The sequence below is a fragment of the Bacteroides sp. 14(A) genome (assembly GCF_000526555.1).
GTDB lineage: Bacteria > Bacteroidota > Bacteroidia > Bacteroidales > Bacteroidaceae > Bacteroides > Bacteroides cellulosilyticus.
The window spans coordinates 673,994-698,818 of record NZ_JAGH01000002.1; the positions used below are offsets into that span (position 1 = coordinate 673,994).

Here is a 24,825-nt window from a genome sequence, read left to right on the forward strand (position 1 = left end):
AAAATGAAAAACGCTATATTCACGCTGACTGTATTCATGACAGCCCTGCTCACCGGCCTTCCGGCACAGGCGCAGGTTTCATTTGGTAATGCCACCAAATTCAATGAAGATTGGCTCTTCCGGCTGACCGATGACTCAACCATTGTAAATCCCGCCTTCAATGACAGCGAATGGCGCAAACTCAGATTGCCGCATGATTGGTCTATTGAAGGACAACTTTCACCTTCTTTAGCAAGCTGCACCGGATATTTACCTGGCGGAGTCGGCTGGTATCGTAAACATTTCAAGATCACGGATGACGCTCCACGCCATTATATCTATTTCGAAGGAGTATACAATCGCAGTGAAGTCTATTTAAACGGACATCTGCTTGGCAAACGCCCTAACGGTTATATCTCATTTCTCTACGACATGACTCCTTATCTGAAAGAGGGGGACAACGTGTTAAGTGTACGTGTGGACCATAGCCGCTATGCTGATTCCCGTTGGTATACAGGATCGGGCATATATCGTGACGTATGGCTAATTGCCGCCCCTGAAATACACCTGGCACAATGGGGCACAGGTTGGCATGCCACTTCTCTGACCAACCGACAGGCTACCATAGCCGTCGATATGGAAGTACAGAAACACATAGCAACCAACGACAGACTTGAACTTTCGGCTACACTATACGATGCTGTCGGCAAACAAGTAGCGCAACGCCGCACCCGTGTTTCTGACGGTAAAGAAGGTATTACTAAAGAAAATCTCACACTGAAAATAACGAACCCTCACCGTTGGAATCTGGACGATCCTTACCTTTATACACTAAAAACGGAATTGCTCAGCAATGGACAGCGTATCGATGGATGTAAGACTAAAGTAGGACTCCGTACACTGAAGTTTGACCCTAATAAAGGATTTGCGCTCAATGACAACTGGATGAAGGTCAAGGGTGTATGCCTGCATCATGATGCCGGTGTACTCGGTGCTGTAGTACCTCCGGAAGTATGGGAGCGCCGTTTAAACAATCTGAAAGAAATAGGTGTAAATGCTATCCGCATGAGCCACAATCCACAGGCTCCCGTTGTATATGATCTATGCGACCGACTGGGACTTCTCATCATGGATGAAGCATCCGATGAATGGGAATTCCCGAAACGTAAATGGGTGAAAGGCTGGAATAAGGGGGAACCCGCCTATGACGGTTCTTTCGATTTCTTCGAAGAATGGATTGAACAGGATGTAACCGATATGGTACGTCGCGACCGCAATCATCCTTCCATTTTCATGTGGAGTATTGGTAATGAAGTAGATTATCCGAATGATCCTTACTCGCATCCTATTCTTGACGGATCAACCATCAATCAACCCATGTTTGGCGGTTACAAACCGGATGCTCCTGATGCCATGCGTATCGGAAAGATAGCCAAACGACTGGCTGCATGCGTCCGTGCTGTCGATACGTCACGCCCCGTAACGGGAGCACTGGCAGGAGTTGTTATGTCCAATCAAACAGAATATCCCGAAGCCATCGATGTAGTAGGATACAACTATACTGAAAACCGCTATGATGAAGATCATGCCACCTATCCCAACCGTGTCATTTATGGTAGCGAAAACGGTTCCGGTCTTGAAGCCTGGTATGCCGTAAAGGATAAAGAATTCATCTTCGGACAATTCATCTGGACGGGTACCGACTACCTTGGTGAATCGGGTGCATGGCCCTCACGCGGACTATATACCGGATTGCTCGACTTTGGTAGTTTCCCCAAACCCCGCGGTCACTTCCGTGCTTCCTTATGGTGCGAAAAACCGGTTACTTATGTGGGTACTTATCCCATACCGGATCGTTTCAAAAACTCCCGGCGTACCTTCCTGTCACCCGATGCATGGGATATATGGAACTATGATCCCGGTCAGGAAATACGTGTAGTCTGCTATACCAATGCTCCACAAGCACGTCTGTTACTTGATGGAAAAGTGCTAGGTGAGATGAAACCCTATGATGAAAAGACAGGTATCATCTACTGGGATATTCCCTATCGGGCGGGTGAATTGAAAGCCGAAGGTTGCGATAAAGACGGAAATATATTGTCCAGCTATTCCATCAAAACCTCCGGTCGCCCCTACGCTCTCCGTGTAAGTGCCGATCGTACCAATCTATCTTGCAACCGCGCTACAGCACATCTCATTGTAGAAGTGATAGATGAAAAGGGTGTCGTAGTGAAATTAGGCGATAATGACATTACTTGTACCATCGAAGGTCCGGCACATTTACTGGGGCTCGAAGGTTCCGATAACAGCGACATGAGTGACTACACCGATAATCGCCATCGTGCCTTCCACGGACGTCTACTTACCTACATACAGACCACGGGTGAGAAAGGTCAGATTCGCGTAAAGTTTACTTCACCACTTTTACAAGGAACAGAGATTGTCTTGAATGCTAAATAATCCTCTAAAAACAAATATTTATATGAAATACAAAGTATTATTACTCGCCCTCGCCGCAATAACTACTTCGTGTTCACCACAAGCAGATATAAACTATCAGATTATTCCCGAACAGCCTCAGCAAACCATGGATCATTTCAGTGCTTCGGATGCCTGGAGCATGCACATCATAGGCAAATGGCCTCAGGAGAAACAGGACCAAGTAGCTGACTGGTTGTTCAGTACTGACAATGACACTAACGGAAAGCCCAAAGGAATCGGGCTTTCTCTGTGGCGCTTCAATGTAGGTGCAGGAAGTACGGAACAGGGCGAAGCCAGTCAGATAGGCTCCCCTTGGATGCGTACCGAATGTTTCCTGCAACCGGACGGAAGTTATGATTGGGACAAACAACAGGGACAGCGTAATTTCCTCCGATTAGCAAAGGAACGTGGAGTCAATAAATTCCTTGCTTTCCTAAACTCTCCACCCGTTTACTTCACTCAAAACGGGCTTGCCACCAACACCGGACGTGACGGCACACTGAATCTGAAAGCGGAACATTATGAAGACTTCGCCCGTTTTCTGGCAAATGTGATCAAAGGAGTTGAAAAGAAAGACGGCATTAAGTTCGATTACCTCTCCCCTTTCAACGAACCGGACGGACACTGGAATTGGATAGGTCCCAAGCAAGAAGGTACCCCGGCAACAAAGAAAGAAATTGCCCGTGCCGTACGCCTCATCAGCAAAGAGTTTGTGAAAGAGGGTATTGATACGGAAATCACCATCTGCGAAGCGTCAGACTATCGTTGTATGTTCTCCACACACATGACAAACCATGAACGTGGATACGAAATACAATCTTTCTTCTGCCCCGACAGTGTAGATACTTATCTGGGAAATACCCCGAATGTCCCCCATCTCATTGCAGGGCACAGCTATTGGACAAATACACCTTTAGAAAGTCTGAGAGATTACCGTCGTCAGTTACGTGATACACTGGACAAATACAAAGTTGACTTCTGGCAAACGGAAACCTGCATTATGGGGAACGATGAAGAAATTGGCGGAGGCAGTGGATTTGATCATACAATGAAAACAGCCCTCTATGTGGCCCGTATCATTCATCACGACATTGTTTATGCAGGAGCACGTAGCTGGCAGTGGTGGCGTGCCATAGGAGGTGACTACAAAGACGGATTGCTACGCGAATACACTGATCCCGATCTTCATGACGGTAAAGTGGAAGACTCCAAATTATTATGGATATTAGGTAATTACAGCCGCTTTATACGCCCGGGAGCTGTACGCATGTCTATTAAGGCAACAAACAAATCCGGACAGGTAATCCCGGAAGGAGATACTGATCCCCAAGGACTCATGTGTTCTGCTTATCAGAATACAAACGGACAATGGGTAATGGTAGTTGTCAACTACGCTGATCAGGAGAAAAATTTCACTTTCAAAGTGGATGGTTCCAAAGTAAAGTCATGGCAAGGCTACCGCACCTCAGATGAAGCAGGTGAAGATCTTCTACCCATTAAGAAACTGAAAAACGAACAGATAGCAGTAATTCCTGCACGTTCCGTTATCACTTTTGTTTCTCAGGATTAAGAGATTTCACCACAGAGTAACACAGAGGTTCACAGAGTTCAATAATTTCTAAATCAAGAAAATAAAACTCTGTGAACCTCTGTGTTACTCTGTGGTGAAATCTCTATTCTTTCGGCCGCCCAAATCCCTCGCAGACATTCAAACGATGAATATCTACCACTGCACTTATTTCTCCCATCTTCCCTAACAATGTTTCCGCACCATTCTGAATCTTGAAATTGACTTCTTCTTCGTACAATGGAATCATCTGATAGAAATTCACTTCTTCCCCATTAGGCAATTGGCAAACAGCAGCTCCTTCTTCCACATTCTCCGGATTGATCAATAATACACTGGAAAGCTGAGTATTCTCTGCAAACGGTTTCCCGTTGGGTACAGAATGTCCCCAACCTAACCAGGAGTCCTCTTCCAATGGCAGACGGGCAAGTATCTTCAGCCAACGTAGCGGCCAGTAATTCTTTTCTTCATGGTCAGAAATATTCCAGTCGGCAGGTAAATATACCACTATCTCCGCACGCTCCAGCTTATACTCAGCCAGTTCCTTAGGTACATTCATCCGATGGGCACCCATGCCCGATGTGACCAGCGTGTAATAATTCCTTTCAGCCGTCGGCTCGACAATAAAGATATCCACATGGATATCCGGTGAGGCGATCTCATGGAACACATGATCCGAATGACCGAAGAACTTGTCAATATGCGCTTCAAGAGCATCCAATTCCTCCTCTTCGTACATCTCAGGATTATGAGGCAAAACACCATTCTTACAATTTTCAATGTATTCCTTCGCATCTTCATCGCTGGGATCCAATTCCAATGAACGTTCAAAGGCTTTCTGCGCCTTATCCAGTTGGTTCAGATAATAATAAGCATAACCCAGTCGATAGAACCAAAGCGCATCTTCCTTACATTCTTCCTTTACTGAAAGAAGCTGTTCAATGGCTTCATTATAATTCCCCTGATTATTGTATGAGCGCGCCAGAAGCCCCGTCAATTCCGCAGTTCTCTCCTCTTCAGGAACTTTCAGAATAGCGTCAATTATCTTCTGTTCTTCATCGTCCGCGTTCCATTGTTCTATTTGCTGAAGCAACTTATCATGCTTGTTCGTTTTGGTAGCAGTCAGATGATCAATAAAGTCAGCTGAAAAGCCCATTGCTTCATCCTTTCCCTCGCACGAAAGAGTAAACAGGGTGAACTGATGTTCAGTGATAATCTGGCACTGGCACACATATTCATCACTGTCTTCTTCTCCACCCAGATCATAAAGCCTGTACTTACCGTTTTCAAAAAACTTCTCTTCAATCAGCACATTCTCATCGTCTTCCAGATAGTCCGCTTCGTCATCGGGCATAGAATACGCCAACATCCGCACTACATGCCAATTCTCGTCTTCTCCATCATAATACCCGCGAGAATCATCCTCTTCAAAATAAAGGTAATTACCCGGAAGATCAAACTTCAGATTTCCTAATGTATAGGTCACTTTGTCCTTGCGATAACCAATCGGAAATTCACTTATGAAATCCGGCAATGCAGAAACATCTACCGGCTCTTTTTCCACCAAACGACAAAGCAACAGATAGTCTTCTTTCGGGAAAGCAAGAGACGTATCCATTGCGGCAGCCTTCTCCAAGTTTTCTATAATAAACGAATTGATTTCCATATCTTCTTCGCTACGCGCGGAAGGCATAAAATAGCAATCTTCCCACAAGGCACTCAAAGCCGTATTCCGATAGAATAATGCATCACGCTCTTCATTATTCCACATGAAAAATTCGCTTGCCAACCTCTCGATACCTTCATCTTTTATCCGTTCGACTAAGTGCTCCGGACATATTCTTCCGAAAGGAGATACCACCGTTCCTTCTATCCCACGGGGCATGTACTTATTGCAATCCCAACAAATGGCAGACATGCTGCAATTCTCCTTCATACGTTCACGACAGAGTTCTACAATGGCGTTCAACCAACGATAGAAATGTTCGGAACGCATCCGCTCAAAGTCCCTGTGCTCATAATATTCCGTATCGTCCTCCACCTCAGTAGAGAAGTCTCTCAGTTCTACCAACTCGTCAACGATATCTATCGCAGCCTTATGAAAACCTGCTCCCAACAGGTTAGTCTGACAATCACCTATGACAGCTATATCATCTTCTTCCTGTTCATAATTGAAGAATATATTTCCTAAACGGCAGACTGATAATTCAGAATAATCTTCTGTATGACTGACAGATGCCTCGTGCCGGGCGGCAACTACATCCAACAATTTCTGGAATGAAGAAATACTTTTGCATTTCGTTGTTAATCTGAAACCTATACTCATGGTTGTGATATATTTATAATTATAGATTCATTTTATTCCTCAGACTCGTCATCCTCCGTTTCATACAGTCTGCACAAGTCACTACCCTGACGGAAGTCGGAAAGATAGAAGTGATATTGGGGATAGTCTTTCAGAAATGGAACAATCTTTTCCATAAATGCCGACTCATCAAACAAAAGAAGATCAATATAGCAGGTACCGGTACCGATAGCTCCCCCTAATAAAAGTCCCAAACCTTCCGGTTCAAGCAATTCCGCCGCCAGGCGGTCTTCCAGTTCATAACGGAAATCCAGCACTTTCTTCCCATCACCTTCTTCCTTATTTTCATAGGGGAAAGCGATAAATACAGCCTGCGCACCAAATCCATTCAAACGGTCGAACAGTTCTGTGGAACCATTATAATAATTGGCCACCAAAGGCTGGAAGCAGGAGCTGCCTGCCATGACGTCAAAACGTAATTCCTCGTTCTCCTGAGGCTCAAAACGATAGCTGGTATAGACTTGCTGCGGATTATCCAATATCTCCTTACCATGAGCCTTTAATGTATCTGTAATGTAGGCTCTGAGTTCAGGAAGCTTTATCATATTCTCCAATGGAGCATCTGCACGCTCCACACTGGCAATATACTGGTAAGAAAGTCCCTCACCCAGCATAATCTCCATCATGATATAATAAGCATTATAGCTTTGTGCTTCTTCCAGAGAGCATAACTGTTCTTCATAGAAATGGATATTGAAAGCATTGATATCTTCCTGATAAGCAGCAGATACCTGCACCTGAGCCATATCTACATTCGCCCCATACATGCCGAAAGAGAAACTTGCATCCGTCCCCTGATTGAAAGGAAAAAAGTGCCATTTATCCTTGAATTGTGCAGGCATTTGCGACACAATGTAGGGATAGAGATAGAACAAATGTGTATTGCCCTCTACGGAGAATGTGAATTCATAGTCTCCACCCAGATTAAAATGCACATCCTCATCTATCAAATTCGTACCGGCGGTAACAAACTCAACAGCATCACCACCGTCAAGCTGCCCGCGGTTCTCAACAATCCGGGAGAGCTCCTCCTCGTTATCGGTAAACCACTTCCAAAAGTCCTTCACCCGCTTCCGAAAAGGCAGGTGACTGTTGCAACTACGGATGAACTCAATCGTATCTTCATCTTCCGGAGTCAGTTCGTCCGCCTTCTTAAAGCAAGCCAAAGCTTCCTTGTATCTGTCGAGAAAGTAAAGTGCATACCCTTTCCGAAAGTTCCAATTAGTATCTCCGGCTTCTTCCTCCTCGATGGAATCAAGTAACTCCAAAGCTTTTTCATATTCACCCAGGTTGTTATATGCACGTGCCAGCAAACCTGTAGCTTCAGAATCTCTTTCTTCAGGCGAAATCTGTCCTAACATATCAACAATTCTACCATGCTCGTCAGTTTCTGTCCAAGCATCAATTTGTTTCCTTAATGTTTCATCCATTGTTCATTGTGGTTTAATGATGTCCAAAGATATAAAAACTCAGTTTATCCACTCTATAAACTGCCATAAAAAATTACAATTGGATAATGGCTATTTTATAGAAACCATGACAAATTGCAAATTCTATTCTGTCAATTTGCTTTTCCAAAGAACTTTTATTTAGTATTTATTCAGGAAGATACCCAAAAGGTAGGATAAATGTCATTATATTCACAAGAGAAAGAGCAAGAAGTACAAGTCTTTTCTTTATATTTTGAAGACTGTTTTTCAAAAAAAACGGCTATGGAAAAAAGCATTTTCCATAGCCGGGTACATATAAAACAATACTTAATTATTTATAACCTGTATTCTGAGTGAACTCTGTTTTATTTTCAATTGCATCCAAAAATGTCTGCGGAAATGGACGTACCCAATGGTGTTCATCAACATTAGCCGCATTAGGATTACATTTCTTTATTCTTTTTACAAACTGCTCTTTACCAAAACGCTTTAAATCAAACCACCTCAGTTGTTCCCCTGCCAATTCTCTCGCACGTTCATCCAAAATAAAATCAATATCTTGAATCTGCGACAGGTTGACACACATATCCTCCTCATAACCGGCAACTGCACGGGTCATACGTAACTTATTCATATAATCCAAAGCATCAGATTTATCCGTTTGAGCCCCAGCTTCTGCTACAATCAGATACATTTCAGCGATACGAATCATAAAACCGTCCCGCGTACTTCTATCTTCATCTTTAGAAGCACGTGCAGGGTCTGCAAACTTACATAACTCTAAAGATTGCTTCATGTTTTTAGTAGAACCGTCTGCATTATAAATATCATTTCTGTCAAACAGCTGGTAACGGTTTTCCGCCCAGGCACGTTGCGCAGCAGTTGCTTCCCCTTTAATTATATAAATAGCCGTATCAGCCATTGCCGTGTACTTACCTTTTCCTTTCTCATTATTCATGATCCATAGATGGCGGAAACTGCCACCATAACGTTGATCTCTTTCCTCATCAAACAAGTCAATCAAATAACGGGTTGGCATGTAACGGTTAAACGGACGTCCATACTCTATGGAACGTGTCATACCCGGTTGATCATCATATTTCATGCAGAAAAGCAGATGCGCATTATTTCCTCCATTTCTGATAACCGGTTTATCATCCAATTCCGAATTATACAGCTGATTTGTTGAATAATCGACATACCATATTACTTCATTATTGGAATTTCCATCACTGTTCTTCATATCCCAGATAGAAGCAAAATCTTTAGCCAACTCAAAAGGACCATTGTCTATCACGTCCTTGGCCAAATTATAAGCCTGTTCATACATCTTTGCATCCTTCGTTACACTAGCCCGCGTTAACAGTAGTCTGGCTTTAAGTGCTTTGGCAGTCCATACCGTAACTCGACCACCGTCATTCTGCTGAGTAGATAATTTACTTGTAATAGCCCAGTCCAGATCACTAAACATATGCTGATAAATATCACTTACCGATGTTTTAACCGGATTCATTACGATACTACTTGAAGGCACATCTATGTAATAGGTATCTCCAAATGTTTCAGCCAATATCCAATAATAAAATGCACGCAGTACTCTGGCTTCCGCCTCACGCTTATTCAATGTTGTAGCCAATGTTTCATCTTTCGATGGGTTAGATACAGTTTCCGCATGATAGATTGCGGTGTTGCACCAGTTTATAGCTGCGTAGAATCGGTCAAAATAAAAGGTACATGCAGAATTGGTACCATCAAGCGACTGCGTATATGCCGCCATATTATTATCCACACATCCGGAAGCTGCTGCTATAATATCCGTTCCAGTTTCACTCAATCCAATGGCATCTTCTTTACCTGCCCAAAAGCGCAATGGGGTATAACATGCATTCACGATGGCATTCAACCCTTCTTCTGTATCATAATATCCCCCTTCGGAAGTTACATCACTATAATTGGTTTCATCTAAGAAACTATCACAACCACTTCCCAGAAACAGCATCAACGATGCTACTAATAATATACTTTTTTTCATAATGTTATTCCTTTAAATACTGAATCGTTTATCAAAAATCCAAATTGACACCAAACACAAGTTGCTTGGTCATAGGGAATGAAATACCTCCTCCACGTTCCGGATCATAATTCTCAATACTACTGAAAGTGAAGAAGTTTTTAGCTGTTGCATAAATGCGTACGCGGTCCAGTCCTATATTCTTCAGTGCTTTTGCTGGAAGATTATAAGCTAAAGTTATATCTCTGATTTTCACAAACGAGCCTTTTTCATATTTCAAGGTTGAAGAATATCTGGTTTTTCCGAATCCGTAAAAACGGTTAGGACGTGGAAAATCGTTTGTGGGATTTTCAGGAGTCCAGTAGTCTACATTCGAACTGTTTTCCAATCCGTCTGGTTTATATCCTCTATTAAATTCATAATCGATCCACTGACCTAAACGGCTGTAAATGAAAAACGAAAATTCAAAATCATGAATGGTAAAAGCATTATTGATACCAAAAGTCACTTTCGGACGTTTACTGTAAATAACACGGTCTTCGGGAGTAATTTCCCCGTCATCATTCGTATCCTGTATCTTTATGTCACCAGGAATCTGCCCGTTCTTAGCAGCTTCTTCCGCTTCATCTAATTGCCAGATACCAATTTTCTTATAATCGTAAAACACCTGAAACGCTTCACCCACAAACCACGAGTTAGCCTCATCTCTCAGTGCTCCCGATGCCAGTTCTTTTATTTTCTCTTTGTTATGAGAAAGCGTAAAATCTGTGGTCCAGGTAAAATTCTTCTTTTGTATATTTACTGAGTTTAGCGTTATATCAATACCAAAGTTTTCCGTCTTACCAATATTTTCCATCACATCAGAGTAACCATTAGTTGATGGGATCTTGCGATTCATAAGAACATTCCTCGTATATGATTTATAGATGTCCAGAGAACCTGACAGACGATTATTGAAGAGTCCGAAATCCACTCCCAAATCGAATACAGAAGTTGTTTCCCACGTCAGATTCTTATTCGACATAGTCTTAGGATACAGACCACTGGCCAGCTCATTATTGAATGAATAAGTAGAAGAGCCCAAAAGACCTATCGTTTGATAAGGATCAATGGCCGATTGACCGGATTCTCCCCAGCTTAAACGAAGTTTCAAGTTGGATAAATTATCAATGTTCTTCAGAAAAGCTTCTTCATTCATTCTCCACGCTAATGCTACAGATGGAAAATATCCCCACTTATGTCCACTGGCAAGTAGTGAAGAGCCGTCTGCACGTAAAGAAGCTGTAAGAATATAACGGTCCATAAACTTATAATTTACACGTCCGAAGAAAGAAGCCAAATTCTCTTCTTGTAAATAACTGTCAATCATAACTTCTTTGGTGTTTGATGCCAGATTATGATAGATATTGCCTCCATAAGTCTGCCCTTTACCTGAAGCCAATGTATATTCTTTACTCTTATAAATCGTACTGGTACCACCCATTATCTGAAAATCATGCTCTCCCAATATCTTCGAATAGGTCAGGATGTTTTCCCAGGTAATACCCGATTGAATAGTATGTTCTTTCAATGATTTACTGTCTTTGCCTTCTCCGTCCAAAGAGTTTGCCGAGCAATAATACCCTCTTCTTGAATTCTGAGCATCAACCCCTAATGTTGTTCTGAAAAGAAGATCTTTTGTGATATTCCAGTTCGCATACAAACTGCCAAAGAAACGGGTGCCTTTCGTGTTATCCTTTATTGCCCCCTCCACATCATCCACCAATGGATTGGTCTGAGAATTGTATCCCGGTGCCGGGAATCTTACCACTTCTCCATTTTCATCATAAGGTTTTGATAATGGAACAATCTTATTACACATATTCAACGGATCACGACGTGTGTTTTGATCCTTATAAGTATACGTAATGCTTGTACCTATCTTCAGGGTTTTCAGTAATTCATGATCCAATGCTACCCTGGCATTCAATCGTTTATAATTATCATTTTTGAAAAGCCCATTCTCACCTCTATATCCCAAGGAGATATTATGTTGTGTCTTGTCTGTACCTCCCGATATGGATAGTTCATAATTCTGATTGAAACCATTGCTCATCATTAAGTCACGATAATCAGTAGACACTCCTTCTCTAACATATTCCAATTCCTGCGCCACTGTAAAGACCTGATCATCCGGTAAATATTCATTAGTTGTCTGGTCACGGTATGCTTCACGTTTTAACTGTGCATATTCAGCTCCATTCATGATAGATGGATAAGAAGAAATCATATTAACAGAAGCAAAAGCATTCAGAGAAACTTTTGATTTTCCTGTTTTTCCTTTCTTAGTAGTCACGATAATAATACCATTTGCACCACGTGTTCCGTAAATGGCGGTTGAAGATGCATCTTTTAAGACTTCAATAGATTCGATATCCGAAGGGTTAATATCCAGAGTCGTACCATAATCTACTCCATCCACCAATATCAAAGGTTTATTGCTGGCTTTTAATGATCTCTCTCCACGAATAGTGAAACTCAGCTCAGCTCCTGCCTTACCTGAAGAAGAAGTCAGGTCCAATCCTGCAACCTTTCCCTGTAAAGCTTCCAAAGCATTGGTTGTCGGTATAGCTGTGATATCCCGTGACTTTACGGAAGACACAGCACCCGACAAGTCCCTCTTTTTCTGTACACCATAGCCTACAACAACAACTTCATCCAAAGCCTGTGCATCTTCTTTCAAGGTAATAGTAAATGAAGTCTGTTTTCCAACCGGTATAGACTGAGTCAGATAACCGATGTAAGAGACAATTAAAACATCTTTCTCCTTCACATTCGGAATTGCAAATTTACCATCCAAATCCGTAATAGAACCGTTACCGGTTCCTTGCACAGATACATTGACTCCAATCACCGGCTCTCCGGTAACATCTTTCACAATACCGGAAACTTGATGTGTCTGAGCCAGAGACAACAAGCAAAGCATGCTAAACATCAAAGACATACATGCCCTTCGAATAAATACATTCTGATTCATAAAAAAGTGCTTTTAAAATTAGTAAATAAGGTATTTGTTTTTCTATTCATATGAAAAGCTGAAGGTAGCAGGAGTATCTGCTTTTAACACTATTTCCTGCATTTCCGCTTCCCGCAATTGAATTTTTACGTTCTGATCTATTTTAGATAATAAAGTGACTTTCACTTCCTTTTCATTCCATGACAGCTCTTGCACTATAATTCCACCTCTCAAGGCTACTCCGTTTATATGCCCACTGCGCCATTGCTGAGGCTTACATGGTAAAAGGGATATCAGACCCGGTTCCGAGTAAACCAACATTTTCATCACTAAAGACGGGTATCCTCCGCAGATGTCCAGATTGAATGTTTTTTTAGGATCGTGGGTTGAAACCATATTATTATTCCAATAACTGTTTCCCAACCAGGTCAGCATATCATAAGCCGTCTCGGATTCACCTAAAGCACACGCAGAGAAAGCCAGTTGAATCATACCGAACGCCATGATTCCGCCATTGTCTTGCCGGCGTATTTCCATCCTACGATTAACGGCCCGCTTACATCCTTCTAGCAAATCCTTATCTTTCATAATAAGGGGATCATGAAAATCATACAGTCCGAATAAGTGAGAAGCGTGGCGATGTTTATGATTGTCCTGCAAGTCCTTCCACATCCATTCTCTGATTTCTCCATTCTCATTCAGCATATAAGAAGGCATTTTGGCCTGCATAGACTCCCATACCGGAATTTTATCCTGATTGACACCCAAAACCTGACTGGCTTCTATAACTGAGCGCAACAAAGCATTAGCTGCCATCACATCCATCGTGGCATTTATACAAGCCTGGCTGGGATGATTTGCCGGATGATTTTCAGGAGAATATGAAGGATTAAAAACATACTTCCCATCAGCCCCTTCTTTCAGAAAGTCTTCATAAAACAAGGCGGCCTGTTCCATGAATGGAAGTGCCCGTTTCTGCAAAAACTCTTTGTCCAGGGTATACATATAATAGTCATAATAGAAGAGTGAGTACCATGCCGCTCCGGTCACCCAGAAAGTCATCGGCCAGGTAGCATCAAAATGATTATTTAAGCCATGTGAACTAAAACGTGACGGAACATGAATACCACGGCAGTTATAAAGCTCACGTGCATTCACCTTAAAATCTTCCATATATGCTTCCAGCCTGTCAAACAGTGGCAACATCAGCTCCGGAGTATTAGCCTGCAAATAATGGGAAATGACAACCGGCAGATTTCCATTAGTCGTATAGTCACCGGACCAGGGAGGAGTCATAGTAGCTCCCCAGATACCTTGAAGATTAGGAGGATTGATGCCTGTGGCACAAATAACATTATAACGTGCAGCATCGAAAATCTTCTCTATTAAAGCCGGACTGGAACCACCTGCTTCCAATAATTCTTCGGAAGATTTCATACGGTCTTCTTTAGAGGCACCCAAATCAATCGATACACGCTCAAATAATTCTTTATGGATTTTCTTATGCGCATCCAGTAATTCCGCATAATTAGTAGGATATAAACTGAGGTCTTTCATCATATCAGGTACTTTCGATATTTCCATATTGTCAGAAGGTTCAACACGAGCTAATATCAGCACATCCGTAGCACCATTTATGACTATTTGATCCGAGTTCATCTCTATATCACCGTCCATGTTCACGACTTTCACTACCCCTTCGTATCCCTTAAAGCTTTTTCTGGATTCAAATTCCCAAGGCCTTTCGTACCATGCTTTAAAATAAAGTCCGTTTTCCATTACACCGGATTCAACTTTATCAATGCAGTTCTTCTCACTTAATGTAAATTTCTTCTTACGTCCTGCATCATGCCTCATTATCTGTGAAAGATTCAATGTTGTATGGATAGAGCCTTTTTTTGAAGATAACCGTAGGGCAACCACATTGTCCGCTCTGGAAATAAATAGTTTACGCGAATAGATTCCATTATTATCCTCCCATTTAACCTCTACTTCGCCCGTAGTAAAATCCACAGTCCTATTATACTTCTTTACAGAAGAAGTATCACTTGAAATGTTGAATTGAAATGCCGGAACGAAAAGGTCTGTTGCGTGTTTACCTTGGTATCCCTCGGAATTAGCTAAGTCTACAATAAACTTAGAAGCCTCCGTATATTTACCATCCAGCATCATTTGCTGAATCTTCTCCAGGTTCTTTCCCTGGCTGACAGGCTTTCTCGGAGAATGAATAGGCAAATAAAGCAAAGCATGGTTAAGAACAATAGATTCCCTGTATGGGTCTCCCATTACCATAGCTCCCATCACACCGTTTCCGGTAACCAACGATTCTTCCCAAATATTAGCCGGACGATTGCTATGAAATCCCCGTTCCGGAACATTACCAACATCATTGATTTCTGTTTTACAGCTTAAAAAAGAAAAAACAGCTACACAGCAAAGAAAAAATATTCTCATAGTACTTTCATTTAAAATATTGTTATAAAAAAAATGCCCACTAAGCTCGTATTGCTTTGTGGGCAAAGGTAGCGCAGGTGGAACAGACGCCTGTGCATTATTTATGTGATTCTGTGCACTATTTATTTTAGTTCTTTATCTTATATTCACTCGGAGTACAATTTTTCAACTCTTTGAATACCCGACTAAAATATTGAGAAGAAGAGAAACCACTCATGTATGCTATTTGGGATATATTGTAATTTCCTGTTTCCAATAATTGTATAGCTCTCTTTATTCTCATATCTTTTACAAGCTCAATGGGAGATACCCCCAAAATAGATTTTACCTTCTTATAGAAAACAGAACGTCCAATATTCATACTATCAGCCAAGTCTTCAATTTTGAAATCAGAATCTTGCAGCCTTTCTTCCACAGCCTGAATGATTTTATGAATGAATTCTTCATCATAAGAAGTTATTTGCGGTACCGACGGAGATAAGTTCTCCAAAGCATCACCTTGAATAGCAACAGGCTCTTTACCGGCAACAGGTAATACTTCTTTCATAAAATGTTCACGCAATATGCTGCGTTGCTTTAATAATGAGGAGATGCGCGCACGTAAATACCCAGAACTGAATGGCTTTGTTATATAATCATCCGCCCCATATTCCAGCCCCTTTATACGGTCATCCAACGTAGCTTTCGCTGATAACAAAACAAAAGGAATATGGCTTACATTATAGTCCTTCTTTACTTCTTCCAGTAATTCTATACCATCCAGACAAGGCATCATAATATCACTGATAACCAAATCCGGAATTTTCAACTTGATTTTCTCCAGCCCTGTTTTCCCATTTTCTGCTTCAATCACATGATAATCTTTCCGAAGTATATTCACCATAAAATGTCTCAGTTCCTCATTATCTTCCACTACTAAAACCGATATCCCTTCTGCTTCTTCATTATTTTGCGTTATGCCGGAATCCATCGGCATTGAAGATTCGGAATCACTTAAAATGAACTCGACATTTTTATCGGACTCAAAAATCTCATGTTCTCCCGGCAGGGAAATAGAGAAAGTACTTCCATACCCCAGTTTACTATCTACCGTAATCGTCCCATGCAGCATATCAACCCATTCTTTTACCAAAGAAAGCCCGATACCGCTTGATAAGTTAGCGTCTGTCTGTCCCAAGGTCTCGAAACGTTTAAATAACATATCTATTTTATGCAATTCAATTCCATTTCCCTCATCTTTAACCTTAATGAGCAGGTTCTTTTCTTTAAATTCAAGAATTAAATCAATATTCTTCCCATCCGGAGTATATTTAAAGGCATTTGACAGTAGATTAAACAATATTTTTTCCAGTTTATCTATATCTGTGTAAAGAGTATAATTATCATAAGAACAAACAAAATGGAAACCGATATTCCGCTGATGAGCCAAGCCCGTAAAGTTATCATAGATTTTTTTAGACAGTGTTACGACGTCCGCCTGCTCAATATACAACTTCATTTTGTTGTTCTGTATCTTCCTGAAATCAAGCAATTGATTAATAAGACGCAACATACGATCAGTGTTCTTCTTTGCAAGCTGTATGTTTTCCTGTCCCTCCTCACTTAATTCCTCCCGATTAATAATCTCTTCTATAGGGCTTGCAATTAAAGTTAGAGGAGTGCGTAATTCATGAGATATGTCAGTAAAGAAACGAAGTTTCAAGTTGGTAAGTTGCTGTTCAAAGTCCACTTTCCGTCTCAAATTAAATATGTAAGCAAAAGTAGCCGAGATAGCCAGAATTACCACTACTATTAACACTATATATAACAGCCATGCCCAGCCTGTCTCCCAGAAGATAGGTTTCACATAAATAGCCAGCTGTGCCGTATTTTCCACCCAAAGCCCATCTCCATTCGTTGATTTCACTTCTAAAATAAAGTCTCCCGCCGGCAGATTCACCAAACTTGCCGTACGGCTATTTCCTATATAGTTCCATTCTTCATCTATATTTTTCAGCCGATAAGCATATTGCAAATGCCCCGAACCTGTAAAATCCAAAGCAGCAAAAGTAATTGAGACATTACGCTCATCCTTTTCCAGCGTTAATTCCCGATTGGTAACAGGAGAAGATCTTTCCTGTTTATAATTCTTTCGGGTTCTCACATCTGTGAAAACAATATGTGGAGCAAACTGGCTTTTTTTAAGTTTATCCAAATTTAAGTATAAAACTTCCCTATTCAAGGCTACATACATACCATTGTTTTTATCCCTGATGAATGGTATTTCGGACACGGCCAGGTGAGAATGGAAATAAAAGCGATCATAAGTATCTATAGTATTCTCAACCGGATTATATTTACAGATATGATTCTCAAAATTAATCCACAACTCATTATCCTTTCCTTCTAAAATTGCATAAGCCAGATCGGAAGGCAAGCCGTTTAATTTATTCAAATGAATAAATTCTATATGATCACATAGAAGATCTTTAGAGCTAACCAGATTTAGTCCACTGCTATGAGTAACCACATAAATATCTCCTTTGCGACTTTCAAATACATATACTACATCATTATTACTAAGACTATTGGCACGTTTTGTTTCGCATTGATTCAGATTAAACTGTATTTTTTCCCATTGATCCGCATTTGTAGAAAAAGTCAGCAGCCCATCAGTGGTTCCTGCCAGCATAATTCCTGCTGAAGTACAAAGCAGACTTCGCACCCTTAGATATTTGTTCTTGGGATAGAGTTCCAGCCCATTTTGGTAATGCGTAAATTTCAGATTGGGAAAGCTCCCCTCCACTACATTCAGTCCTCCCCCATACGTTCCAACCCAAATATTTCCTTTTGTATCCTGACAAATAGAGAAAATAGCATCAGAACTCAATGAATTTTTATCTTTCTCATTATGCTTGAAATGATAAATCCGGAACTTTCCCGCTTCCGGAACTGCTACATAGATTCCTCCTGTCCTGCTCCCCATCCATATCCTGTGCTGCTCATCCTCAAAAAAGCAATAGATATCCGCACCAAAAACAAGTTGCTTGTCTTTTACCAAATGCCCGTCCCGGCTAAGATTACCGCAATAATCATGATTATCATTGTAGATTTCTATTCTTTCACTTTTATCAGCCACCCATATTCTCTGTTTGGAATCAACAAACAGCCCGCGTATCTTATCATTGTGCCCTGTAGAGAAATAGCTGTAACTTTCATTTAAGAAGGTCAGCTGATCAACACCGGAATCACAGCTTAACCATATATTTTGCTGATTATCTATCAGAAATTTCCTCCCGGTTGCATGATAATATGTATGTTCTCCATTTATGTACGTATAGCCTTGCTCAAAAACATTTGTTATAGGATTGTAAAATGAAAATTCGCCATTTGGAGCCAATATCCATATACGTCCGTAATTATCCTCATGGATAAAAATATTCGCTTTTTCCTTTTGGCTCAAAGGATAATTTATAAAGCTAATGCTTTTCTGCTTTAAATCACACCGGATAACATTTTCCTTTCCGTTAATCATCCACAGTATGCCATTGTTTGAAAGTAAATGATAAGATGGTTGTATATCAGGATGATTCTCATTCACCAAAATACTTTCTGCATGGTTGTTTTGAGTATCGTAGATGATTATACCCCGATTAGTCATAATACCCATTTTCGCATTGGGTAGTTCCAACAAGTCTATGATACCGTAATCAGTTTCTTTTATAGATACCTCTTTTATTCCTTCTTCCGGTGTATACGTCACCAGTTCTCCATCCGGAGAAGACATATAAAGGATATGATCGATACATATTGCATTATTAAAATTCCGGCTGTCCGATAATTCCCGTTTTCCATAGACAAAGCATCCCTTATCAGTCAATACCCATTCATTATCATGAGCATCACGTACGACTGAATAAACACGGTTACCATGTTGCGGAACAGAACCGGAAGGAAGGAACATAACCCCTTTATCTTTTTTATACAGGGCTTCATCAATACGCCACAAATTACCGTCAGAAGCTATTATCCATATGATCCCATTTGTCAATGGAATCATTTTCTCTACCAACTTGCATTCCTCTATCTGTGGATGATAGACAAAAATATCATTGAATTTTTCCTGACGCACATCAAATAGATAAACTTTATCATCGTATGTATGACACCACAAAGCATCATCGACTCCTTTGACAATGCTTACTAATCTATTGTATTTTAGTTTAGTATCATCTGTAGGATACGACTTATAATTCTTAAAAGTATATCCGTCAAACTTTTCCAGTCCATTCCATGTAGCCAACCAAATATACCCATCATTATCCTGAAGCATATCCTGCACAATATTTTGTGACAAGCCATCTTCTATTGAATAATGTCGTACGTTGATCATCTCTTGTGCAGACAGTACAGGAAGCAGATGACACCATATTATGGTCAGTAATAATTTTACTTTTGTATTCATCATAGCATAAGATAAGAAAGATTAATCCGGGGCAAATTTATTCCTTTTTCGGAAATTACAGATGAAAATCTGTAATAAAGCATTCCGACTACCCAATTTGAAGAAACAAACTTATTTCTATCCCCCAACAACAAAAGAGCCGGATACCAGAGAAATACATTCTCCGTATCCGGCCCCCGATAGTGTTTATATACTTATTTTGTACTTGCCAACATCAAAGCCGCATTGCTATCGTTCAGTTCGTAAACAGTCTTTTCAATATTGCTGTCGTAAGCATTGCTCTTGGAATTCCAGCGGGCATAGCTAAGTTCAACTTCATTGTTTACATAAGAAACATTCATCTTGAAGTAAGGAACCCAAGCCTCTTGTGTACTATCCCATTTGGAGGCTTCTTTGCTGGTTACACGATTTTCGTTATCGTAAATATAGGTGTAACGGAGGTGGCGATACAGATGTCCGTCTTCATTCTTAAAGATAGTCTTAGCGGTCATCAACTCGCCGGCCATCTCTTCATTCTTCACATACTGAGTAGGATTACTTGCACTTGCAGAGAAATTCATTACACTTGCCATTACTACTGCCAACATTACAACTGCTTTAGAAATTAAGTTCGTTTTCATAATCGTTATTTTTTATTGTTATTACTTCTTGGTTCTGAAAGGAAGTCTTTGTTAACCGCCTTCGACTATATATAGTCAATTGGCGTGCCAAAACAATAAACAGCTGATTATCAGAGTTCATACAAAATAGTCCAGTGTTCATTAACGGACAAGTGTCCGCACAAAAGCGGACAAAGTAGAAATAAAGAAATATAGAGTAATGTACATAATGCTTTTAATCCTTACTAAGTCTTACGGCACAAATAAATGTCTTTACGTAAAAACACTTTTATACACCTCACTCTATCCGGACTATACCCGGGATGCACTTGCTCCGTACCTTCTCCACTCACAGGTACCTCTGACCGAAGAAAGTACGGCCTTGGTACGGAGCAAGTGCATTCCGGGTGTAACGGAGACAGGTCATAATACAATAAAGAAGATCAAAGAGTTATCTACGCAAATTGACGCAAATGAACGCAAAAATCACAGGAAGCGGGTTGAAGAGATTTATTTTCCATATATTTGCGCAGTGACAGAAACAAGTAATTAAAAACACGATATCATGGGAATTATCAACCAGGGCATTCTCGGAGGTTTCTCCGGTAAAGTGGGACCGATAGTAGGGTTCCGCTGGAAATCAAACTACTATATACGTGCACGGGCCGCCAAAGTCAGCAATCCGCGCACACCGAAACAACAGGAACAACGCGGTAAATTCGCCACGGCATTCAGCTTCCTGAAAGCTATAAAACCTTTCATACGTATTGGCTACAAGGAATTTACACAGGATAAATCCGCATTCAACTCCGCTATGTCCTACACACTGAAAAGAGCCGTGACTGGCAGTGGAAAAGAAATCAAAATAGACTTTGACCGGGCATTGGTTTCTATGGGAACCCTGATGCCGGTATTTGAAGGGGCAGCCACCGTCAGCAATCATCAAATGACTTTCAACTGGAAAGATAATAGTGGTATGGGGAATGCAGAGAGAACAGATATTGCGATGGTACTGGTATATAACAAAGACAGGGAAGCGGCTGTCTATGATACAGAAGCAGCCCTGCGCTCTGACTGTCATGCCGGACTACAGCTCCCGGAAGACTGGCAGGATGATGAGTTAGTCGCCTATCTCAGCTTTTGCAGTACTGACGGGAACTGTGTAGCCAATAGCATCTGTCTACCAATATCAGTAATAGAAATACCGGAAGAAGAGATAGACGTACAAACGGAATCCATTGATACAACGCACAAAAGAATATTACCTGATAAAAGAACAGTACACCAATCACGCATAACAGTACATTCGCTATCCGCTCCACCTAATGAAATTCGGACTTACAGATGCGAGACTTAACCCGCTATCACCACAATCCAATAACGAAAAAACCGGATGCCAGAGAAATAAATTCTCCGTATCCGGCTTTCAGTGGTGCCTATATCTTTATTTAGTGCTTGCCAGCATCAAAGTTGCGTCAGCATCGTTCAGTTCGTAAAAGCTCTTTTGAATATTGCTATCGTAAGCGTTACTCTTGGAGTTCCAACGGGCATAACTAAGTTCAACTTCACTATTGGTATAAGAAACATCCATCTTGAAATAAGGAACCCAGGCTTCTTTTGAACTGTCCCACTTAGCGGCTTCTTTGCTGGTCACACGATTTTCTGTATCGTAAGTATAAGTGTAACGGAGGTGGCGGAACAAGTGACCGTCTTCATTCTTAAAGATAGTCTTAGCGGTCATCAACTTGCCGGTCATCTCTTCGTTCTTTACGTACTGGGTAGGATTACTTGCACTTGCAGAGAAATTCATTACACTGGCCATTACTACTGCTAACATTACAACTGCTTTAGAAATTAAGTTCGTTTTCATAATCGTTATTTTTTTATTGTTATTACTCTTGATTTTCGAGAGGAAGTTTTTGTCAACCGCCTTCGACTATATATAGTCAATTGGCGTGCCAAAACAGTAAATCACTGATTATCAACAAATATTCAAATTTAAACGATGTTCATTTCCGGACAAGTGTCCGCATAAAAGCGGACGATAGGTATGGAAATAATAAAAAAGCAAATGCAAATGAATCATGAATACTTATTCTATACCTTAGTGGGTATAATCAAGATATAAAGACAAACTATTTATACCCGATATGGTATAAACAAGAAGATAATTATTATATTTGTACCCAAACGGGTATAATATGAAATATATGGCTTTAGCAAAATACGTAAAAGAGATGCGTAAGCAGCATGAACTTACACAAGTTGATTTATCAGAAAAGTCCGGTGTAGGGCTCCGCTTTATCCGCGAATTAGAGCAAGGTAAACAGACTTTAAGATTGGATAAAGTCAATCAAGTATTGAATCTTTTTGGAATGGAAGTAGGTGCCGTTCCAATGCCTAAAAATACAGAATTATGAAGCGAGCATCAGTCTATCTGCACGATTATAAGGCAGGAACATTGACAGAAGATGAAAACGGATATACATTTTTGTATGATAAAGATTTTCTGGAATCTGTTCACGCGGAAGCAATCAGTCTGACTATGCCGCTAACCGATAAACCTTATCAGGATAAAGTTCTATTTCCTTTTTTTGACGGATTAATCCCCGAAGGCTGGTTACTGAATATAGCGGAAAAAAGCTGGAAAATTAATCAACGGGACAGAATGTCTCTATTACTTGCATGTTGTAGAGATTGTATTGGCGCAGTAAGTATCATACCTAATCAAACCGAGGAATAATATGGGAAAATGTTTGTATTGCTATAAAAAATTAAGAGAAGGAGACCGCGATTTCCATCCGGCTTGCTCTCAAAAAATATTTGGTACGAAAGTACCTCCTATCCTCCCATACGTCAGGAATCAATTAGCCGACTTAGCGGAACAGGTGATCCGAAGCCAAACCACATTAACAGGAGTACAGGCAAAGTTATCTTTAGACATTCACAAAGGAGAAAGGAACGAACCGGAACGTTTTACAATCGTCGGTCTCTGGGGACGATACATACTGAAACCACAAACTGATTTATATCCTTACCTTCCGGAATTGGAAGATCTTACTATGCATTTGGCTGAAATAGTCAGAATCAAAGTAGTGCCACACTCTTTGATACGGTTTCAGGATGGCGAACTTTGTTACATAACACGACGCATTGACAGACGTGAAAACGGGACGAAGCTCCCTATGGAAGACATGTGCCAATTAGCCGAACGATTAACTGAATACAAGTATAAAGGTTCTTATGAACAGATAGCAAAACTGATACAGAAATATTCCTCCACCCCAAAATTAGACCTCATCAACTTTTGGGAACAAGTGATATTTTCATGGATTACAGGGAATGCTGACATGCACCTGAAGAACTTTTCTTTATATAGCCAGAGTAAAGGAAACTATGTTTTAACTCCGGCTTATGATATGCTTTCTACAGTATTAGTTATGCCTGAAGACACGGAAGAACTGGCACTGACCTTGAATGGAAAGAAAAGTAAAATAAAAAAGAAGGATTTTATTATAGCTATTACCGCTTCGGGAATTGAAGATAAAATCATAGACAATCTATTTAAAAAATTCGCGAAAGCCGAACAAAGCTGGTCAGATTTTATAAGACAATCTTTATTACCGGAAACGATGCAAAAACAATACATCAACGTCATAAATAGTAAACTAGGCATAATAAAATAAGGGAGATCCGTTCAAGTCTCCCTCATCCTGTATGCGATTGATATAGTTATTTAGTGCTTGCCAGCATCAAAGTTGCGTCAGCATCGTTCAGTTCGTAAAAGCTCTTTTGAATATTGCTATCGTAAGCGTTACTTTTGGAGTTCCAACGGGCATAACTAAGTTCAACTTCACTATTGGTATAAGAAACATCCATCTTGAAATAAGGAACCCAAGCCTCTTGTGAGCTGTCCCATTTGGAGGCTTCTTTACTGGTCACACGATTTTCGTTATCATAAGTGTAAGTATAACGGAGGTGGCGGAACAAGTGACCGTCTTCATTCTTAAAGATAGTCTTAGCAGTTATCAGCTCGCCGGTCATCTCTTCATTCTTTACGTACTGGGTAGGATTACTTGCACTTGCAGAGAAATTCATTACACTGGCCATTACTACTGCTAACATTACAACTGCTTTAGAAATTAAGTTCGTTTTCATAATCGTTATTTTTTTATCGTTATTACTTTTGATTTTCGAGAGGAAGTTTTTGTCAACCGCCTTCGACTATATATAGTCAATTGGCGTGCCAAAACAGTAAATCACTGATTATCAACAAATATTCAAATTTAAGCGATGTTCATTTCCGGACAAGTGTCCGCATAAAAGCGGACAAACCAAGAATAAAGTACACTTTTCCCTTCAAGTTAAAACTTCGGTAAATGGATGTTATTGCATTTTTTCCAGTTATAATACTTGTTAATTTCAAGGAATTCGATATAAGAGAAAATCATTCATGCCGAATGTTTTATAACTTTGTTTTCAAATCAGCTCTACTTATAT

Annotated in this window: 15 protein-coding genes; 6 read left to right on the plus strand and 9 right to left on the minus strand. The window is 40.5% G+C overall.

Annotated features, from left to right (window positions below):
• The first annotated feature begins 3 nt into the window (after positions 1-3).
• Positions 4-2,439, plus strand: coding sequence for a sugar-binding domain-containing protein (locus tag K429_RS0110205; RefSeq protein ID WP_026366834.1), 2,436 nt, complete (start codon positions 4-6; stop codon positions 2,437-2,439).
• Between the two features lie 22 nt (positions 2,440-2,461).
• Positions 2,462-4,030: a glycoside hydrolase gene (locus K429_RS0110210; protein ID WP_026366835.1), complete on the plus strand. Its 1,569-nt coding sequence runs from the start codon at positions 2,462-2,464 to the stop codon at positions 4,028-4,030.
• Positions 4,031-4,133: 103 nt separating this feature from the next.
• Here K429_RS0110210 and K429_RS0110215 read toward each other — a convergent pair whose 3' ends face one another.
• The 7 genes from K429_RS0110215 to K429_RS0110245 all read right to left on the minus strand — a co-directional run bounded on the left by K429_RS0110215 (position 4,134) and on the right by K429_RS0110245 (position 20,346).
• Positions 4,134-6,353, minus strand: a complete 2,220-nt coding sequence (locus K429_RS0110215; protein ID WP_026366836.1) for a suppressor of fused domain protein — start codon at positions 6,351-6,353, stop codon at positions 4,134-4,136.
• Positions 6,354-6,385: 32 nt separating this feature from the next.
• Positions 6,386-7,822 (minus strand): tetratricopeptide repeat protein, encoded by a 1,437-nt coding sequence (locus tag K429_RS0110220; RefSeq protein ID WP_026366837.1) that lies wholly within the window; start codon positions 7,820-7,822, stop codon positions 6,386-6,388.
• Positions 7,823-8,153: 331 nt separating this feature from the next.
• On the minus strand, positions 8,154-9,854 hold the full coding sequence (locus K429_RS0110225; protein WP_026366838.1) for a RagB/SusD family nutrient uptake outer membrane protein: 1,701 nt from the start codon (positions 9,852-9,854) through the stop codon (positions 8,154-8,156).
• A gap of 31 nt (positions 9,855-9,885) precedes the next feature.
• The gene (locus K429_RS0110230; protein WP_007216588.1) at positions 9,886-12,849 is read right to left on the minus strand and encodes a TonB-dependent receptor; all 2,964 of its coding nucleotides are present in this window, start codon (positions 12,847-12,849) and stop codon (positions 9,886-9,888) included.
• 42 nt (positions 12,850-12,891) lie between these two features.
• Positions 12,892-15,282, minus strand: coding sequence for a glycoside hydrolase N-terminal domain-containing protein (locus K429_RS0110235; protein WP_026366839.1), 2,391 nt, complete (start codon positions 15,280-15,282; stop codon positions 12,892-12,894).
• A 127-nt stretch (positions 15,283-15,409) separates the two neighbouring features.
• Positions 15,410-19,729 carry a hybrid sensor histidine kinase/response regulator transcription factor gene (locus tag K429_RS0110240; RefSeq protein ID WP_026366840.1) on the minus strand — a complete coding sequence of 1,440 codons (4,320 nt, stop codon included), beginning with the start codon at positions 19,727-19,729 and terminating at the stop codon, positions 15,410-15,412.
• A gap of 191 nt (positions 19,730-19,920) precedes the next feature.
• Positions 19,921-20,346, minus strand: a complete 426-nt coding sequence (locus tag K429_RS0110245; RefSeq protein WP_026366841.1) for a DUF3836 domain-containing protein — start codon at positions 20,344-20,346, stop codon at positions 19,921-19,923.
• Positions 20,347-20,890: 544 nt separating this feature from the next.
• Here K429_RS0110245 and K429_RS0110255 point away from each other — a divergent pair.
• The gene (locus tag K429_RS0110255) at positions 20,891-21,682 is read left to right on the plus strand and encodes a DUF6266 family protein (protein WP_026366843.1); all 792 of its coding nucleotides are present in this window, start codon (positions 20,891-20,893) and stop codon (positions 21,680-21,682) included.
• Positions 21,683-21,769: 87 nt separating this feature from the next.
• Here K429_RS0110255 and K429_RS0110260 read toward each other — a convergent pair whose 3' ends face one another.
• Entirely contained in the window at positions 21,770-22,195 is a 426-nt protein-coding gene (locus K429_RS0110260; protein ID WP_026366844.1) for a DUF3836 domain-containing protein, read from the minus strand.
• Positions 22,196-22,535: 340 nt separating this feature from the next.
• Here K429_RS0110260 and K429_RS0110265 point away from each other — a divergent pair, with 340 nt between their 5' ends.
• The 3 genes from K429_RS0110265 to K429_RS0110275 are packed head-to-tail and all read left to right on the plus strand — an operon-like array spanning position 22,536 to position 24,011.
• A complete protein-coding gene (locus tag K429_RS0110265; RefSeq protein WP_007216567.1) occupies positions 22,536-22,745 on the plus strand; it encodes a helix-turn-helix transcriptional regulator in 210 nt (69 codons plus the stop codon).
• Entirely contained in the window at positions 22,742-23,068 is a 327-nt protein-coding gene (locus tag K429_RS0110270; RefSeq protein WP_007216566.1) for a HipA N-terminal domain-containing protein, read from the plus strand. Before K429_RS0110265 ends, K429_RS0110270 begins: the two co-directional genes overlap by 4 nt.
• A 1-nt stretch (position 23,069) precedes the next feature.
• Positions 23,070-24,011 (plus strand): HipA domain-containing protein, encoded by a 942-nt coding sequence (locus tag K429_RS0110275; RefSeq protein ID WP_022209726.1) that lies wholly within the window; start codon positions 23,070-23,072, stop codon positions 24,009-24,011.
• A gap of 46 nt (positions 24,012-24,057) precedes the next feature.
• Here K429_RS0110275 and K429_RS0110280 read toward each other — a convergent pair whose 3' ends face one another.
• Positions 24,058-24,483 (minus strand): DUF3836 domain-containing protein, encoded by a 426-nt coding sequence (locus K429_RS0110280; protein ID WP_022209725.1) that lies wholly within the window; start codon positions 24,481-24,483, stop codon positions 24,058-24,060.
• Between the last annotated feature and the right edge of the window lie 342 nt (positions 24,484-24,825).

What these genes read in the sequence shown, in the direction of transcription:
- K429_RS0110235 (WP_026366839.1), bottom strand. Translation starts at nt 15,282, where the DNA reads ATGAGAATATTTTTTCTTTGCTGTGTAGCTGTTTTTTCTTTTTTAAGC.
- K429_RS0110255 (WP_026366843.1), top strand. Translation starts at nt 20,891, where the DNA reads ATGGGAATTATCAACCAGGGCATTCTCGGAGGTTTCTCCGGTAAAGTG.
- K429_RS0110230 (WP_007216588.1), bottom strand. Translation starts at nt 12,849, where the DNA reads ATGAATCAGAATGTATTTATTCGAAGGGCATGTATGTCTTTGATGTTT.
- K429_RS0110245 (WP_026366841.1), bottom strand. Translation starts at nt 20,346, where the DNA reads ATGAAAACGAACTTAATTTCTAAAGCAGTTGTAATGTTGGCAGTAGTA.
- K429_RS0110220 (WP_026366837.1), bottom strand. Translation starts at nt 7,822, where the DNA reads ATGGATGAAACATTAAGGAAACAAATTGATGCTTGGACAGAAACTGAC.
- K429_RS0110280 (WP_022209725.1), bottom strand. Translation starts at nt 24,483, where the DNA reads ATGAAAACGAACTTAATTTCTAAAGCAGTTGTAATGTTAGCAGTAGTA.
- K429_RS0110265 (WP_007216567.1), top strand. Translation starts at nt 22,536, where the DNA reads ATGGCTTTAGCAAAATACGTAAAAGAGATGCGTAAGCAGCATGAACTT.
- K429_RS0110240 (WP_026366840.1), bottom strand. Translation starts at nt 19,729, where the DNA reads ATGATGAATACAAAAGTAAAATTATTACTGACCATAATATGGTGTCAT.
- K429_RS0110215 (WP_026366836.1), bottom strand. Translation starts at nt 6,353, where the DNA reads ATGAGTATAGGTTTCAGATTAACAACGAAATGCAAAAGTATTTCTTCA.
- K429_RS0110225 (WP_026366838.1), bottom strand. Translation starts at nt 9,854, where the DNA reads ATGAAAAAAAGTATATTATTAGTAGCATCGTTGATGCTGTTTCTGGGA.
- K429_RS0110275 (WP_022209726.1), top strand. Translation starts at nt 23,070, where the DNA reads ATGGGAAAATGTTTGTATTGCTATAAAAAATTAAGAGAAGGAGACCGC.
- K429_RS0110260 (WP_026366844.1), bottom strand. Translation starts at nt 22,195, where the DNA reads ATGAAAACGAACTTAATTTCTAAAGCAGTTGTAATGTTAGCAGTAGTA.
- K429_RS0110270 (WP_007216566.1), top strand. Translation starts at nt 22,742, where the DNA reads ATGAAGCGAGCATCAGTCTATCTGCACGATTATAAGGCAGGAACATTG.
- K429_RS0110205 (WP_026366834.1), top strand. Translation starts at nt 4, where the DNA reads ATGAAAAACGCTATATTCACGCTGACTGTATTCATGACAGCCCTGCTC.
- K429_RS0110210 (WP_026366835.1), top strand. Translation starts at nt 2,462, where the DNA reads ATGAAATACAAAGTATTATTACTCGCCCTCGCCGCAATAACTACTTCG.